This is a genomic window from Corynebacterium sp. 51B, assembly GCF_008930785.1.
Taxonomy (GTDB): domain Bacteria; phylum Actinomycetota; class Actinomycetes; order Mycobacteriales; family Mycobacteriaceae; genus Corynebacterium; species Corynebacterium megadyptis.
In genome coordinates, this window is record NZ_PQMK01000008.1 from 71118 (window position 1) to 85905 (window position 14788).

A 14788-nucleotide genomic window follows, 5' to 3' on the forward strand; every position below is an offset into this window, starting at 1 on the left:
GGGTCTAGGTGGCCTTTTTAGTGGCCTTGGAGCTGGCTTTCTTCGTAGCCTTTTTGCGCGTGGTCTTCTTAGAGGACTTCTTGGTGGCCTTTTTGCTGGCCTTCTTCGACGCTTTCTTCGTAGCCTTTTTGCGCGTGGTCTTCTTAGAGGACTTCTTGGAGGCTTTTTTGCTGGCCTTCTTCGTCGCCTTCTTGGTTGCTTTCTTCTCTTCCGGCTCCTCGAACTCGGCGGCCACCTTGGAGTAGATCAGCCCCTCTGGTTCGATTCCGAGCATGCACGAGAGAGTGACAGCGTCGAGGAAGTCTTCGGAGTAGCTGGACACGATCTTCCGTGCGGCTTCGGCTGTCTCCTTTTCAACCGCGTGCAGCGACTCGGCGGCAGTGGAACGGGTGTCAGTCACCTTGGGTGGCAAGGATCCTCCTGTGAGAAATAAGAGAAAGCGTAAACAGACGTCAAGGAAGCAATTATACGCCATGGGTGGCGCGGACGTGCAGCCTAGACGGGGTCAATACCGGAGTGGGGCTGCGTTGTCGTCGTCGCGGTGCTGTAGCGGCGGGGGTGGCGAATAGCACGATAGGCCCGCATGATCGGCGGGCGGCGCAGCTTGCGGGCAATCCACTCACCAAACACCACGCCTGCAGCAAGCCCACCGGCGGTGGCGACTGCCAGAGCGATATAGGTGAAGCCGTTGATCAGCTGCTCATTCAGCATGGAGTACATGCCGCGATAGACCGCCAGACCCGGCAAGAAGGGGGTCACGCCGGAGATGGCGATGATCAGCGGCGGGATCAAGAATCGGCGGGCCAGCAGGCCGCCGGCCAGGCCGATCATGGTGGCGGACATGGCCGTGGAGGTCAGCGCCCCTACTCCGAGCGGCTGCAGCACCAGCAGGTGCAGGGAGAAGCCGGCTGCGCCGGTAAGCCAGGCCACCGCCACGGTCGACCACTCCGCATAGGAGCCCACCGCAAAGGTCGCCGCGGCGAGTGAACCCGCCGCCACCTTCACCACCGAGGAGGAGAACTGCAGCGGCGGAGAGGTCTGAATCGGCGGCAACTCGACGCCCATCGTGGAGGCCACCTCGATGCCGAGGGCGACGCCACCGATGATGCCGCCGGTGATGAGCATCGTTTCAAAGAAGCGGGCAGAGGCCGTCACGGGCGCGCCGGTGATGCCATCTTGTAGTGCCTGCACCAGGGTCAGACCGGCCAGCAACACGATGATGCCGGTAGCAATGACCTGGCTAGGGTTGAAGGACCAGCCCAATTCGGTGGCTAGGCGATAGCCAAAGGCGGCGGGCAGGGTGGCGACGAAGCCCCCGAAAACGTTTTGGAAGAAGGAGGGCATGCCCTGCCGGTCGAGCAGGATATTAACTACCATGATGGCAAGGGTGGTGGCGAAAGAGAGCGAGGCCACTAAGGCATTACCGCCGAGCAGCACCGAGACGGCGGCCGCCATCGAGGCCCAGCCCAGCACCGAAATCTTGGCGCCATAGGGCGGCGGGGCGGCGATGATCTCGGTGAGGATCTTGTCTGCCACCTCCGGCGGGGTGGCGCCGGCCTGGATGGAGCGGATGAGGCGGTCGACGTCGCTCAGCTTGGAAAAGTTCACGTCGATGCGCCCGGCCACGCGGAAGGCGCTTACCGGGCGGCGACGCTTGCCGCCCACGTGGGAGAACACGGTGATGGTGTTCATCGTGATGTCCACGTGGCAGTAGTGCAGGCCATAGGACGAGCACACGGTGTGGATCTGCGATTTCACATCGTTATTGGCGGTGCCGGAAGAGAGCAGGATATCGCCGATACGGATGGCGACGTCCATCACGAAGGCCACTTGGTCGGCATCGGTGAGGTCAATAGGTGCGAGCGGGGAGGGCGGCGCGGCAGCCTGCGAGGCGTCGATGGTGGCCACGCGGCCCGAGGGGAACACCCACTCTTTAAAACGAGAGTAAACGCTAGTCACGGAGGTGGAACTTCCCATTCTGGTGGCGAATGATAGGGGAGAGCGCGCACAGCCGTCCGCCGGCGAGGCAGCATCCGGAAATTCAGGCGTTGTACTGCGCAGATTGGCAGTCTAACGCGCCTGGGCATCTGGCGCATATAGACTGCGCACACCCTACTTTTGTGAAGCCTAAAACACGAGCCCGTCCGCGGTAGCGTGACGACGCCGCCTTGCGGTGGTTCTGGCTTGGAAATCCCGGCCGCCGGACTGTAATATCGTGCCTCGTACCTCGCCGCCTCTACGGGCGGTGCATGTATGTGCTGGAGTGGCGCAATCGGTAGCGCAACGGTCTTGTAAACCGTAGGTTGCGAGTTCAAGTCTCGTCTCCAGCTCAACCTGAAGGCCAGATGTGAGCGTAGCGCGTTCGCATCTGGCCTTTATTGTGTGCGTGGAGGGGGTTCCTGAGTACCTGCTGGTTTTCCTGAGAGTAGCCTAGGAAAATAGAATGTCTCAGGCTGCGAACGTGCCGTGCATGGACACGGCCGTGGTCAGTGTTGTTTCTATCGCCTATTGTCCACGACTATGAAGGGGTTGTTCCCGCATGTCCACTGCCGTTGCACCAGCACCTACTGCCACGCCCGTCGAGGTCGTGGATGCCACGCTAGCCTCGGGCAAAGCCAAGGCAGCCAAGCCGTTGGTATCGCTGATCATTCTGGGTTTCTTCGCCGGTGCCGCCATTAGCCTCGGGGCGGTGGGCAATGTCATTCTCGCCGCCCCGCAGTCGGAGACCGATAGCATCGGGCTGCTGCGCTTCCTGGGTTCGGCGGTATTCCCCGTCGGCCTGATGGCCATCGTGCTCCTCGGGATGGAGCTATTTACCTCGAACACCATGATGGCGGCTGGACCGCTGCGCGGCCGTTTCTCGTGGGGTGCCATGCTCCGCAACTGGGGCATCGTCTATCTTTTCAACTTCGTCGGCGCCTTCGCTATCGCTGCGGCCGCTATTAAATCAGGGCTTTTCGACGCTCAGATGACCGACTTCCTGCTCACGCTCACCGATAAGAAGGCTCACGCTGGCGCGGGCAGCATCGTGGTCAAGGGCATCCTCTGCAACGTTCTCGTCTGTGCCGCCGTGCTCATGGCCACGGCCGCTCGCCACACCGTGGGCAAGCTCTTCGGCATCTGGTTCCCGATCATGCTCTTCGTGCTCCTCGGCTTCGAGCACTGCGTGGCCAATATGTTCTACATGCCGGCCGGTCTGCTCGCCGGGGCGGATTATGGTCTCGGCGGGATGGTGTACAACATCCTGTGGGCCAGCGTCGGCAATCTCATCGGTGGCGCCGGTCTGTTCATCGGGTTGATGCTCAGCCACTCCCGCTCCTAAATCTGGCGCGGTAACTTACGCCCTAGGCCCCTGCCAAGGCGTTTGTGCACTGCGTGATCGGTGGGTTTACGGGGAATCGGGCTGTGAAACAGCCGTTACGGGACTAGCACCCACGTGCGGGGGGGGGACGGTGGAGCTTAACCACCTAGCCCCCGAATCCTCATTTGTCACTGTGATTGTTCAGAAAGATTACGCTAAGGCCGAAAAGGAAGCGGTGAAGTACCTCGCTAAGTAAGGCATCAAGAGGAATGCTATTGTTCTGGCTGATATGTTCGCGTACTGGGGTTGGCAGTGTCGAGCTAGCAGGTAAGTCGTCTTATATCCTGAGACTCGTCTGTTGATTTGTTCTAGACAAAAATTGTCGCCGTCCTGAATCACACGGTTAATCAAGGCCTTCCCAATACCACGAGTTGAACCTGTGATTAAAACCTTCTATTCAACTATTGTCTCCTTCCCTGAGGTTTGATGGGACTCTACGACAATACCGTCGGATAAAGTTATTACCCGATCTGCTCGAGCCGCCATGGACGAATCGTGCGTGCAAAACAACACGGAGGCTGATGTAGATAGCAAATGATCTACCGCCTTAGATCCAGACTTCGCGTCCAGGGCCGACGTTGGCTCGTCGACAATAATCAACGAAGCGTTGCGAATAATCGCACGCGCGATCGCTAGACGCTGACGTTCTCCGCCAGACACTCCCGATCCTGATGAAGCAATCACCTTCTCTAGTCCTTCACTGGACGCAAAAGAGGATAGGCCGACATCGTCAAGAAGATCGATTAACTCTGAATCACGGACTTCACGGTCGAGCCCGAGCGTCAGATTGTCCCGCAAAGTGCCCGGTAAAAGCATGGGCTCCTGTTCAATATAAGAAACATCACGCCGTAAATGTCGTAGATCCCACTCAGATACATCCTCACCTCCAATAAGTACGGATCCACCATTAGGTTCGTAGAAGCGAAGCGCTAGTGAAAGCAACGTCGTCTTACCTGAACCGGATGGGCCAACTACTGCAACTTTCTCGCCTGCTGCGACAGAAAATGATACGGAATCGAGAACTCGATTATCTTCGTACCCAAAGCAGACAGAATTAAAGCAGACAGTCAGTCCCGAACGCTTGGATGCGCTAATTCGGGCAGATGATTCCTCGCTCTCGACAAGGTCCGCTTCAAGCGGCGTATCAAGGACTTTCCGAATTCGCTCGAATGCGCCGGATGCCTCTCGGAATGAAGAAATCGCATCTGCAACTTGTGAAATAGGGCTAACGATCAAGAAAAGGGACGTAATGAAAACAATCAGCTCAGATCCAGTTATTGCACCGCTATCCACCCGAACAGCGCCAAAGATGAGGACGGCTACCAGTGAAATATAGACGGTGACCGTGCTTACAGGCGATAATATTGACTCAACCTTGCCCATCTTCTTTCCGGCTCTAAAAGCGATAGCAATTCGTTTATTGAGTTCCGACGTTATTAAGTTCTCTGCCGTTGAAGACTTCACCGTCCGGATAGCGCTGATGGAGGTCTGAAGAAGTGACCCTACATTAGCGAGATTGTCCTGAACCTCCATTGCCAGAGAAGATACTCTTGTGGATACTCCAACGATAACGAGAAGCGAAATTAGCAGGATGAGTACAACTACCCCGAACAGAACGATGTCAATGTAGGCCATGTAGCCGATCACGCCGATGACAACGACTAAGCCCCCCACGGATTCCACCAGCGCGGAAGAAAATGCGCTGCTCACAACAGAAGTATCAGAGGTCAAACGGGTGACGAAGGAACCTGACCCCTCCTTGTCGTAGACGCGGAGCGGAAGACGCAGGAGATGATGGGTAAGCCTTTTCCTGATGTATAGGATAGATCTGTCTGCAGCTAGTGAAGTCACATACATTTGGACCCCAGAAAGAACGGCTGCGACAAGTATCAGCAATATGAGCACCAAAGTAGGCTGAATCGCGGAATCACTCCCTATGGATTCCACTAGTCTGCCAACTAACGATGGCTGTGCGAGTGTCGCGCATGCACCAAGGAGCGATAGAAGTACGGCTGCGAAGATAAGTCCAGATGATTCTTTTGCGAGCGACTTGAATGTCATAATGACCTTTCAGTAGTTAGAATGTTCGGCTGTTATGATCTTGCGAGGCTATCCGTCGCTCTAAACTTGTAATGGTGAATAGGATTTGCATTCATTTCGTACCCAGCTGTCTTCACCAATAATACGTCGAAATCTGAAAGTTCGCTTCTGGTATTATCAGCGTTGGCAGCGACATAGTTGGCAATGGCCTGCCTTTCGCCCAGTACGACATCCTTGTCGGCTTGATATTGTGTTTCTCCCTCAATTGAATCTCGTGTGGAAAATATGTCTAATGTTCCTAGTCCCTGACGAGAACGTTTTGAGTAGAAGTGAGGTAGAAAAGGTTCCGCATCGCTATACGATATCTCATTTTATCTCCCGTATGATCCGCTTTCGCCGCCCGCAGAAACCGTAATTTCGCGGAAAAATAGGTGATCATTGTGAGTTCCGGGATCCGGAGCCAAAAGGTTCAGTTTGACACGAATATCGTAGAACTCAACCTTTGAAGTAGGTAGCGCGACAGGAGACTTCCTACTAGATGTCGTTCGATGGTCGTGAGTACAAACTGTGAAATGAAAACCAACGATATGATCGACCGCACCTTTGTTACTACCTCCTGTCCGAGATAGTAACATCATTAGGAATCCTGCAGTATGTAACGATGTGTTTCCATCAAACGTTTCCGAGTAAAGGCACCTAAGGGGTCTCCATGTTCTAGGTCATCGGTACGCACTGCTGCAGCGGCATTGACGCGCTCTTGCCAGTTGCTCAAAACCATGTGTCATGGATTACTCCCCTGTCCATAAGCTGTGGAGATCTAGATTCCGTTCCAGTTACTACACAGGTCGAGAATACCTGTCTACGAGACCACCCAAAATAGGTGCGTCACTGGTAGATCACGAGCATGTTCCGACGAAAAGTCGCGGTGGGATACTACGAGGTTGCTCACCCGGTCGAAGGGGCCGTCCCGGCCATCCTAGGCATCTTTGGGGCCACGGACAGTGATCGCCGGCCTCTCCTTGCTCACCTAGGACGTAAGACGTTGCAGGGAAGACCAAGTCGTGAGTTTAAAAAAGCATGGCGTAAAGACAGTCAGGGTAATGCCGTCCCCAAGCTGTACCGTGTGGGACTGCCGCCATGCGCTGGTGTCAGTATGGTGCGTTGACGCAGAAGCAGCGTGCCACTGTGATCGTTATAGATGTGGACCGCCGTGAGTGTCCGGGCGGGACGATTGAGTGCGTCGACGATGATGTTCCCCAGAAGCCGGCACTGTTGACTGCCGGTGGTGATGGTCCTGCATTGGTTGGGGCAGCCCGTCTAATGGGAAGTGTCAGCTGTTGTGGTTGATTGACTCGGTGTATGCCGATGGCGAGGGGTGTCTCGAATGTTCGTCGGTTGTGGGTGGTGATGGCGATGCTGGCGGAGTCGTTGGGTGCTGATCAGGCTTTTCTCACCGGTTGTCGCGCTCGCTGTTTGTGTAGGAGTGACCCTAGAGCATGCGCGTGGCGTGTGGCGCATCAACGCCGTGATTGGTGAGGTTGTATGCGTGATGAAGTGAGAGTCATGACCGGACAATCAGCCCCCGCAAAGGATTAGGTCCAAGGAGGTGTTTATGTGGGGGCTAGTTCTCGTTTTCGGGGTGTGAGGAACGGAAGGGTGGCGTCGATAAGCGAAAAAATGTGAAATAGCTCACCACTCTAGGTTCCTTTTCTATAGGTGAACAGGGAAATTCTTGCAGCTAGAGGATAGTGGCATCCACGAAAAGTGGGCAGAGCGCGGGAATCCATGTAGCGTGTGCTTATCTCAAGAAGTCAAACTATTGAAGGAGAGACAATGAGCACTGTACGCGCCGGCATCGTCGGCTACGGAAACCTTGGTAAGAGCGTGGAGAAGATCATCAACGATCAGCCCGACATGGAGCTGGCCGGAATCTTCACCCGCCGCGATAGCCTCGATACCGATACCCCAGTCTTCCCCGTGGACAAGGTGGAGGACTACAAGGATCAGATCGATGTGCTGTTCCTGTGCGTCGGTTCCGCTACCGATATCCCCGAGCAGGCCGTGAAGTTCGCTGAGCACTTCACCACGGTGGACACCTATGACAACCACCACGACATCCCGCGCCACTACCGCGATATGGATGCTGCTGCGAAGCAGGGCGAGAACGTCGCCGTCGTTTCTACCGGCTGGGATCCGGGTATGTTCTCCCTCAATCGTGTGATGGCTGGCTCCTTCATCAATGGCCAGCAGTCCACCTTCTGGGGCCCGGGCCTGTCCCAGGGCCACTCCGATGCGCTGCGTCGTATCGAGGGCGTGAAGAAGGCTGTGCAGTACACCCTGCCGGACGCCGAGGTACTGGAGAAGGCCCGCAATGGCGAGCAGGTTGAGGCCGTGCACAAGCGTCAGTGCTGGGTCGTTGCAGACGAGTCTGAGCACGCACGGATCGAGGAAGAGATCCGCACTATGCCGGATTACTTCGTCGGCTACGAGGTAGAGGTGAACTTCATTGATGAGGCCACCTTCGATGCCGAGCACACCGGCATGCCGCACGGCGGTTATGTGATCAGCCACGGTCATGCTGGTTTCTCCGAGCACCTTGTGGAATACAAGCTGCAGCTGGAGCGTAACCCCGACTTCACCGGTGGTGTGATGGTGGCCTATGGCCGCGCTGCACACCGCTTGGCTGAGCAGGGCAAGACCGGCGCGTTCACCGTGCTTGAGGTCGCCCCCTACCTGCTCTCCGCCACCCCGCTGGAGGAGCTCATCGCTCAGGTCTAAACCGCGAGCATAGCTCAGCATACGGCCTGCTCTCAGGCCGTATGCACATGCAATCACCGGAGCCCGCTATTTCGAGGTGTCTATTCCCCTCGAGATAGCGTGAGGCTCCGGTTTTTTCTGTGCTGGGGCTTATAGCGCCGCTAGGCGGGCTGGCTGCTGTGGTCCAACTCGGGTTGGCGTACCGGTAGCAGGAGCAGCGCCCCGGCGGCGAGTACGACCACGATGCCCAATACGCCCGCGCGATCGCTGCCGGACAGAGCCACGAACAGCGCGAAGAGGGCGGGGGCGAGCCAGCTGATGGCGCGCCCGGTGGTGGCGTAGAGGCCATACATTTGCCCATTGCGGCCAGCGGGGCTCAGCCGCTGCAAAAAGGACCGCGATGCGCTTTGGGCGGGGCCGACAAAGAAGCACAGGATCAGCCCGAGAATCCAGAAGGCGCGGGGTCCCTCAGCGAAGAAGAGGGCGATCCCATCGAGCACCATCAGCCCCAGCGATGCGAGAATCACCGGTTTCGGGCCGAAGCGATCGTCCAGCCAGCCGGCGCCTAAGGCCCCGAGTGCGGAGATCACATTGGCGGCGATACCGAAGAGGATGACGTCGTCTGCGCCCAATCCATACACCGTGACGGCGAGGACCGCTCCGAAGGAGAAGACGGCGGCGAGCCCATCGCGAAAGACCGCGGAGGCGATGAGGAAAAAGACCGCTCGACGGTCGCTGCGCCACAGCTGGGCGATCACTCGGCCGAGGTCCTTATAGGAATCCACCACCCCGCGCGGTGTGTGCGCCTCAGGCTGTGGCTCGATCTCAGGGACGCGCAGCAAGGTGGGAAGCGCGAAGGCCCCAAACCAGGCGGCCGCGAGTAGTGCCACCATACGCACGTTGAAGCCGCCCTCGGTGGGTAGCCCCAGTAGCCCGCCATCGCCGGAGATAAACCCGAAGAAGCAGATGAGCAGCAGCACGATGCCGCCGAAATAGCCCATGGACCAGCCGAAGGCGGATACTCGTCCCACATTCGCCTTGGTGGAGACCTGCCCCAGCTGCGCAAAGTAATTGACCTCCGCGAACTGGAACGTAATGCTTGCCAGACCCATGATGGTGATGCCCACCCAGAAATAGATGGGGTGATCATTGCGGATAAAAGCCAAGCTGGCCATGAGCGCCACTGTCACGGCCGACCACAACAGCAGAGCGCGTCGACGCGTGCCGCGCACATCGTTCCGGCGCCCCACAATGGGAGCCAGTAGGGCAATGGCCACCCCAGCGAGCGCGATTGCCCAGCCCAAATAGGACGATGCTGGGGTGGATCCGCTGAGCGTCTGGCCCACCGAGTCGGTGAGATACACCCCGAAGATGAAGGTGACGAGTACAGCATTGAAGGCGGCGGAGCCCCAGTCCCACAGCCCCCAACAGAAGACAGTGGTGGAATCGGTGCGCGATGTGGTGCGGCGAGTGTCCATGATGCGTGTGTCCTCTACGAAAAATTAGGTGCTAGGGGATTTCACTCATTCCGCGAAAACAGATAGCTTTCCAGTACTAAGTGAGTGCCAAGGCTCAGAATAACAAGCGCCCTCTACTGCGCGGCCCCTAACCAGTGTGCAGACCACCGCGCCGCCGCAGCCCGCCGGCAGCTCGGATGTGTGATCAGCGGCACGGCGGGGAATAAAAAACCAGCACACAGCCGAGAATCTGGGCCGGCGGGCCCGCTGGGCGCGGGCGGGGCCCTAGCGCGGGGCGCGGGAAAGAGGCACAGTAGAGCGGGGTGGAGGCCCTACTGCAGCTGCGCTGCACGCTCAGCGGCCCCCAATAATCCCCGCACAGAAACCTATAAGGAGAATAGTCATGGCTTCATACGCACAGGTATTGGTGAAATACTTGGAAGATCTCGGTGTCAAGCGCATGTATGGCATCGTCGGCGATAGCTTGAACCCCATCGTGGACGCCGTATCCTCGTCCAGCATTGAATGGGTGCACGTACGCAATGAGGAGGCCGCAGCGTTTGCTGCTGGGGCCGAATCCCTCGTTACTGGTGAGCTCGCCGTGTGCGCCGCCTCCTGCGGCCCAGGTAATACCCACTTCATTCAGGGGCTGATGGATGCCCACCGCAATGGGGCGAAGGTGCTGGCTTTGGCCTCGCACATCCCGGCGGCCCAGATCGGGTCCAACTTTTTCCAAGAGACCAAGCCGGCCGAGATTTTCCGCCAGGCCTCCGGTTACTGCGAGACCGTCTTCAGCGGCGATCAGGGTGCCCGCATTACGCATCACGCCGTGCAGTCCACCTTGGCCGGCAAGGGTGTGTCTGTGCTGATTATTCCCGGCGATATCTCCACTGAAGAGGTAGAGGACACGCGCTGGCTGGACTCCGCGGTCACCTCCAAGCGCCCCGTGGTGTATCCGAACTCCACGGACGCTGCTCGCCTCGTGGAGGCCATTAATGAGGCCGATACCGTGACGCTGTTCTGCGGTGCCGGCTGCGCCGACGCCCGTGAGGAGGTATTCGCCCTCGCGGAAAAGGTGAAGGCCCCGATCGGCCACGCCCTCGGCGGAAAAATGTTTATCCAGCACGGCAATAACTATGACGTGGGCATGTCCGGCCTGCTGGGCTACGGCGCCTGCCACGATGCCTGCGATAAGGCCGATCTGCTCATCCTCTTGGGCACCGACTTCCCTTACGATGACTTCCTGCCGAAGAAGAACGTGGCCCAGGTGGATATCAAGGGCGAAAACATTGGCCGGCGCACCACGGTGCACTACCCGGTGGTGGGCGATGTGAAGGCCACCATCGAAAATATCCTGGAGCATGTGGAGGAAAAGAAGGATCGCAGCTTCCTCGACAAGATGCTCAAGGAGCACTACACCAAGCTCAATGACATCGTGGATGCCTACACCACGGGCGTGGAAAAACTGAAGCCCATTCACCCCGAATACGTGGCCGATGTCCTCGACGAACTGGCCGATGACGATGCCGTGTTCACCGTGGACACCGGTATGTGCAATGTGTGGGCCGCCCGCTACATCAACAACCCCACGGGTGAGCGCACGCTGCTCGGCTCTTTCCGTCACGGCACCATGGCCAACGCCTTGCCGCAGGCCCTCGGCGCCCAGGCCGCCGACCGCGAGCGCCAGGTGATCTCCATGTCCGGCGACGGCGGCCTCGGCATGCTCATGGGCGAGCTGCTGACCGTGAAGCTGCACAACCTGCCGATCAAGACGGTGGTGTTTAATAACTCCTCCCTCGGCATGGTCAAGCTGGAGATGCTCGTGCAGGGCCTGCCGGAAAGCGATACCGACCATGAGGGCGTGAACTATGCCGCGATCGCCGAGGCCATCGGCATCAAGCATGTGCGCATCGAAGATCCGCAGGATGTGCAGCCCAAGCTGGCCGAGGCCCTGGCCTATGACGGCCCCGTGCTCATCGATGTGGTCACCGATCCGAACGCGCTGTCCATCCCGCCGAACATCACCATGGAGATGCTCTTGGGCTTCTCCAAGGCCGCTACCCGCACCGTCTTCGGCGGCGGCGTGGGCCGCATGGTGAACTTGGCTCGAGCCAACCTGCGCAATATCGGCCCCAGCGTCAAGCACCTCTAAGCGCCTCTCAACACCTCGCCGCACCGGCCCCGCGCCCCTGCCTTCTCGCGCTGCAGGGCAGGGGCCGGTGGGGCTCGAGCGCAGCCCCCGGCCACCCCAGCGGCATCCTCCACTTCAACCAGGGTGAAAGGCTAGGGCAGAATAGAAGCCATGAGTGTGACAGTGATGGTTGTAGACGATGAACCGAACATCGTCGAATTGCTCGACGTATCGCTGAAGTTCCAGGGCTTCACCGTGGTCACCGCCTACTCTGGGCCGGCAGCGCTGGAGAAGCTCAAAACCGAGCAGGTGGATGCCTTCATCCTTGATGTGATGATGCCGCATATGGACGGCTTCGAGCTGCTATCGACTATCCGCGCCCAAGGCAATGACGCCCCAGTGCTCTTCCTCACCGCGAAGGATGAGGTACCCGATAAGATCCGTGGGCTGACTCTCGGTGCCGATGATTATGTGACCAAGCCTTTCTCCTTGGAGGAGGTGGTCACGCGACTGCGGGTGATCCTGCGTCGCGCCAAGAGCAGCCAGCCCGCAGAGCCTAGCGCGCGCGCTGGGCAGCGACCGGTACTGCGCTACGCCGATCTCGAGCTGGACGATAACACCCACGAGGTGCGCAAAGCCGGCGAGGTGGTGGAGCTTTCTCCCACCGAATACAACGTGCTGCACTATCTCATGGACAATGCCGAGATCGTGCTGTCGAAGGCCCAGATCCTCGACGCTGTGTGGAACTACGATTTCGGCGGCGATGGCAATGTGGTGGAATCCTATATCTCGTATCTGCGTCGCAAACTCGACACGACCGAGCCGCACCTGATCCACACCGTCCGAGGCGTCGGCTATATTTTGCGCGTTCCGAAGGATTAATCGGCCATGGCTTCCACCTCTCTAGCCGAGAACAATCAGCCCCGCAGGTGGCATCGTCCCCAGCGCCTGCCCCTGCGGGTTTCTGTGGTGCTCATTGTGGTCGCCATCATGGGGGTGGGCATGATCGCCAGCGCCACCGCAGTGAATTCGATCATGCGGAATTTCGCATATAACGAGGTGGATGGCCAGTTAGTGGGCGCCGCGAGCGGTTGGGCCCGCAATAGCGAGCTCTATTCCGCCCAATCCACCCAGCCCCGGCCGCCCTCGAGCTTCTATGTGGAGCAGATCTTTAGCGATGGCACCTCGGTGCGTTACAACGATTCGAATTCCTCCCCTGATTTGTCCATGGTGCGCGTCGGGGAAGGTCCCTTCACCGTGGATGCCTCGCCCGGTTCGGCGGATCAATCAAAGTGGCGGGTGGTGGCGATCAGCGACAATCGCAGTATCACCGTGGTGGCGCGCTCGGTGGCGGACGAGGAGCGGCTGCTGCGGAATCTGCGCACCGCGCAATGGGGTATTGGCCTGATGGTGCTGCTGGCGGCGGCCGGTATCGCCGCGGTGGTGGTGCACCGTTCTTTGCAGCCGCTGCGCAATGTGGCCGATACCGCAGAAGCCATCACCGACGGTGACCTCGATCGGCGCGTGCAGTACACCTCCCACTCCACGGAGGTGGGCAAGGTGGGTGCCGCGATGAACACCATGCTGGAGCAGTTGCAGTCCTCGCTCACCGCCGCCCAGGACAAAGAAGAGCAGATGCGCCGCTTCGTTGGCGATGCCTCCCATGAGCTGCGCACCCCGCTGACCAGCGTGCGCGGCTATGCGGAGCTCTATCAATCGGGGGCGATGAATGACCCGGATCGGGTCGTGGCGAAGGTGTGGGAAGAGGCCGACCGCATGAGCGAGTTGGTGGAGGGGCTGCTGGCCCTCGCCCGAGCGGAGGGCATGACCTTGAACTTGCAAGACACGGATCTCGTGGAGCTGTGTCAGAGGGTGGTTGCCGAGTATTGTAACGCGGAGATCACCGTGGAAGCTCCAAGCTGCGCGCGGGCGACGGTGGACGCCGATAAGATCCGGCAGGTACTGGTGAATCTGCTCAATAATGCCCGTGCTCACGGCGCCGAACCGATTACGGTGCGGGTGCAGTCCACCCCCGAGCAGGTGGAGATCAGTGTGGCCGATTGTGGCCCAGGGATGAATGAACACGACGCCCAGCATGTATTCGAGCGTTTTTATCGCGCCGATACCTCTCGTTCCCGCGCCTCGGGCGGCAGCGGGCTCGGTTTGGCGATCGTTTCTTCGCTTGTCGACGCCCACCAAGGGCAGATCAGCCTCGACACCGCCGAGGGGCGCGGTGCCGTCTTTAGCGTGCGCCTGCCCCGCACCCCTGATCTCGACGCCTAGAAGAGATAGCTGACCTCGTAGGGGCCTTCGGAGTCGCGTTTAGTTTGGCAGGCGAGACGCTGATCATCAGCCACGTCATAGTCATCGAGCACGGCGTTGTTGTCCATATGCGATTCCCCGCCTTCGAGCGTGCATTGGCAGGCCCCGCATTGGCCCATGGTGCAGGAGTGGGGTGCCGGGATGCCGGCGTCGAGCATGGCGCTCAACAACGTGGTGTCGGCGGGCCAGTCGAAACTGTAGTCCTCGCCGTCGAGCTCGACGGTGGTATGTGCCATGGCCACGTCCCCTTAGCGGTGGGGGTAGCCGTTGTCGTCGGTATCGAGCACCGCGCGTAGCTTGGCGGCGGCCTCATCAAGTTTGGCCTCTTCGGGCTCGGCGATGGCGTTGCTAAAGTTGAAATCGCTCATCGCGTTGGCGGGGAAGACGTGAATGTGGGTGTGCGGCACATCGAAACCGGCGATCACGGTGCCGGCACGCTCGCAGCCGAAGGCTTCGATCTGGGCGCGGCCTACCTGCTGTGCCAGCTCGGTGAGAGAACGCAGCTCGGGCTGGGGCAAGTCAGTCCACTTATCCACCTCGGTCACTGGGACCACAAGGGTGTGGCCATAGGTGAGAGGCCGAATATCAAGAAAAGCGACCACACGGTCATCGCGGTAGACGAAACGGGCGGGAAGTTCTCCGGAAATGATTTTCGTGAAAATGCTGCTCATACCTTCAAGGCTAGACGAGATCGCTACGCGAATGTGGCGCCACACGAGA

The 14788-nt window shown here is 59.0% G+C and carries 11 protein-coding genes and 1 tRNA gene; 6 read left to right on the plus strand and 6 right to left on the minus strand.

Features of this window, described 5'->3' with window-relative positions; genetic code table 11:
* Window positions 1-4: 4 nt before the first annotated feature.
* Window positions 5-412 (minus strand): hypothetical protein, encoded by a 408-nt coding sequence (locus GBB14_RS09725; RefSeq protein WP_151529809.1) that lies wholly within the window; start codon window positions 410-412, stop codon window positions 5-7.
* A gap of 83 nt (window positions 413-495) precedes the next feature.
* Entirely contained in the window at window positions 496-1959 is a 1464-nt protein-coding gene (locus tag GBB14_RS09730) for a threonine/serine exporter ThrE family protein (RefSeq protein ID WP_225976616.1), read from the minus strand.
* A gap of 298 nt (window positions 1960-2257) precedes the next feature.
* Here GBB14_RS09730 and GBB14_RS09735 point away from each other — a divergent pair.
* Window positions 2258-2330: transfer RNA gene (locus GBB14_RS09735), tRNA-Thr, on the plus strand.
* Window positions 2331-2539: 209 nt separating this feature from the next.
* The gene (locus GBB14_RS09740; protein WP_151529808.1) at window positions 2540-3322 is read left to right on the plus strand and encodes a formate/nitrite transporter family protein; all 783 of its coding nucleotides are present in this window, start codon (window positions 2540-2542) and stop codon (window positions 3320-3322) included.
* 432 nt (window positions 3323-3754) lie between these two features.
* Here GBB14_RS09740 and GBB14_RS09745 read toward each other — a convergent pair whose 3' ends face one another.
* On the minus strand, window positions 3755-5422 hold the full coding sequence (locus GBB14_RS09745) for an ABC transporter ATP-binding protein (RefSeq protein WP_151529807.1): 1668 nt from the start codon (window positions 5420-5422) through the stop codon (window positions 3755-3757).
* A gap of 1812 nt (window positions 5423-7234) precedes the next feature.
* Between GBB14_RS09745 and GBB14_RS09750 the strand changes: the two genes are divergently transcribed.
* Window positions 7235-8179, plus strand: a complete 945-nt coding sequence (locus GBB14_RS09750; RefSeq protein ID WP_151529806.1) for a diaminopimelate dehydrogenase — start codon at window positions 7235-7237, stop codon at window positions 8177-8179.
* Window positions 8180-8319: 140 nt separating this feature from the next.
* On the opposite strand, the gene GBB14_RS09755 is transcribed toward GBB14_RS09750, so the two are convergent.
* Entirely contained in the window at window positions 8320-9636 is a 1317-nt protein-coding gene (locus GBB14_RS09755; protein WP_151529805.1) for an MFS transporter, read from the minus strand.
* Window positions 9637-10018: 382 nt separating this feature from the next.
* Between GBB14_RS09755 and GBB14_RS09760 the strand changes: the two genes are divergently transcribed.
* The 3 genes from GBB14_RS09760 (at window position 10019) to GBB14_RS09770 (ending at window position 14029) form a co-directional block, all read left to right on the plus strand.
* Window positions 10019-11767 carry a pyruvate dehydrogenase gene (locus GBB14_RS09760; RefSeq protein WP_151529804.1) on the plus strand — a complete coding sequence of 583 codons (1749 nt, stop codon included), beginning with the start codon at window positions 10019-10021 and terminating at the stop codon, window positions 11765-11767.
* A 150-nt stretch (window positions 11768-11917) separates the two neighbouring features.
* Window positions 11918-12628, plus strand: a complete 711-nt coding sequence (locus tag GBB14_RS09765; RefSeq protein ID WP_151529803.1) for a response regulator transcription factor — start codon at window positions 11918-11920, stop codon at window positions 12626-12628.
* 6 nt (window positions 12629-12634) lie between these two features.
* Window positions 12635-14029, plus strand: coding sequence for a cell wall metabolism sensor histidine kinase WalK (locus GBB14_RS09770; protein ID WP_151529802.1), 1395 nt, complete (start codon window positions 12635-12637; stop codon window positions 14027-14029).
* On the opposite strand, the gene GBB14_RS09775 is transcribed toward GBB14_RS09770, so the two are convergent.
* Window positions 14026-14304, minus strand: a complete 279-nt coding sequence (locus GBB14_RS09775; RefSeq protein ID WP_151529801.1) for a 2Fe-2S iron-sulfur cluster binding domain-containing protein — start codon at window positions 14302-14304, stop codon at window positions 14026-14028. The two genes, GBB14_RS09770 and GBB14_RS09775, sit on opposite strands and share 4 nt — an antisense overlap.
* A 12-nt stretch (window positions 14305-14316) precedes the next feature.
* Window positions 14317-14739 (minus strand): HIT family protein, encoded by a 423-nt coding sequence (locus GBB14_RS09780; protein ID WP_151529800.1) that lies wholly within the window; start codon window positions 14737-14739, stop codon window positions 14317-14319.
* Window positions 14740-14788 lie beyond the last annotated feature (49 nt).

Bases quoted from the DNA above. Each gene is read 5' to 3' on its own strand.
- GBB14_RS09755 (WP_151529805.1), bottom strand. From the start codon at position 9,636: ATGGACACTCGCCGCACCACATCGCGCACCGATTCCACCACTGTCTTC.
- GBB14_RS09750 (WP_151529806.1), top strand. From the start codon at position 7,235: ATGAGCACTGTACGCGCCGGCATCGTCGGCTACGGAAACCTTGGTAAG.
- GBB14_RS09740 (WP_151529808.1), top strand. From the start codon at position 2,540: ATGTCCACTGCCGTTGCACCAGCACCTACTGCCACGCCCGTCGAGGTC.
- GBB14_RS09780 (WP_151529800.1), bottom strand. From the start codon at position 14,739: ATGAGCAGCATTTTCACGAAAATCATTTCCGGAGAACTTCCCGCCCGT.
- GBB14_RS09760 (WP_151529804.1), top strand. From the start codon at position 10,019: ATGGCTTCATACGCACAGGTATTGGTGAAATACTTGGAAGATCTCGGT.
- GBB14_RS09745 (WP_151529807.1), bottom strand. From the start codon at position 5,422: ATGACATTCAAGTCGCTCGCAAAAGAATCATCTGGACTTATCTTCGCA.
- GBB14_RS09775 (WP_151529801.1), bottom strand. From the start codon at position 14,304: ATGGCACATACCACCGTCGAGCTCGACGGCGAGGACTACAGTTTCGAC.
- GBB14_RS09770 (WP_151529802.1), top strand. From the start codon at position 12,635: ATGGCTTCCACCTCTCTAGCCGAGAACAATCAGCCCCGCAGGTGGCAT.
- GBB14_RS09765 (WP_151529803.1), top strand. From the start codon at position 11,918: ATGAGTGTGACAGTGATGGTTGTAGACGATGAACCGAACATCGTCGAA.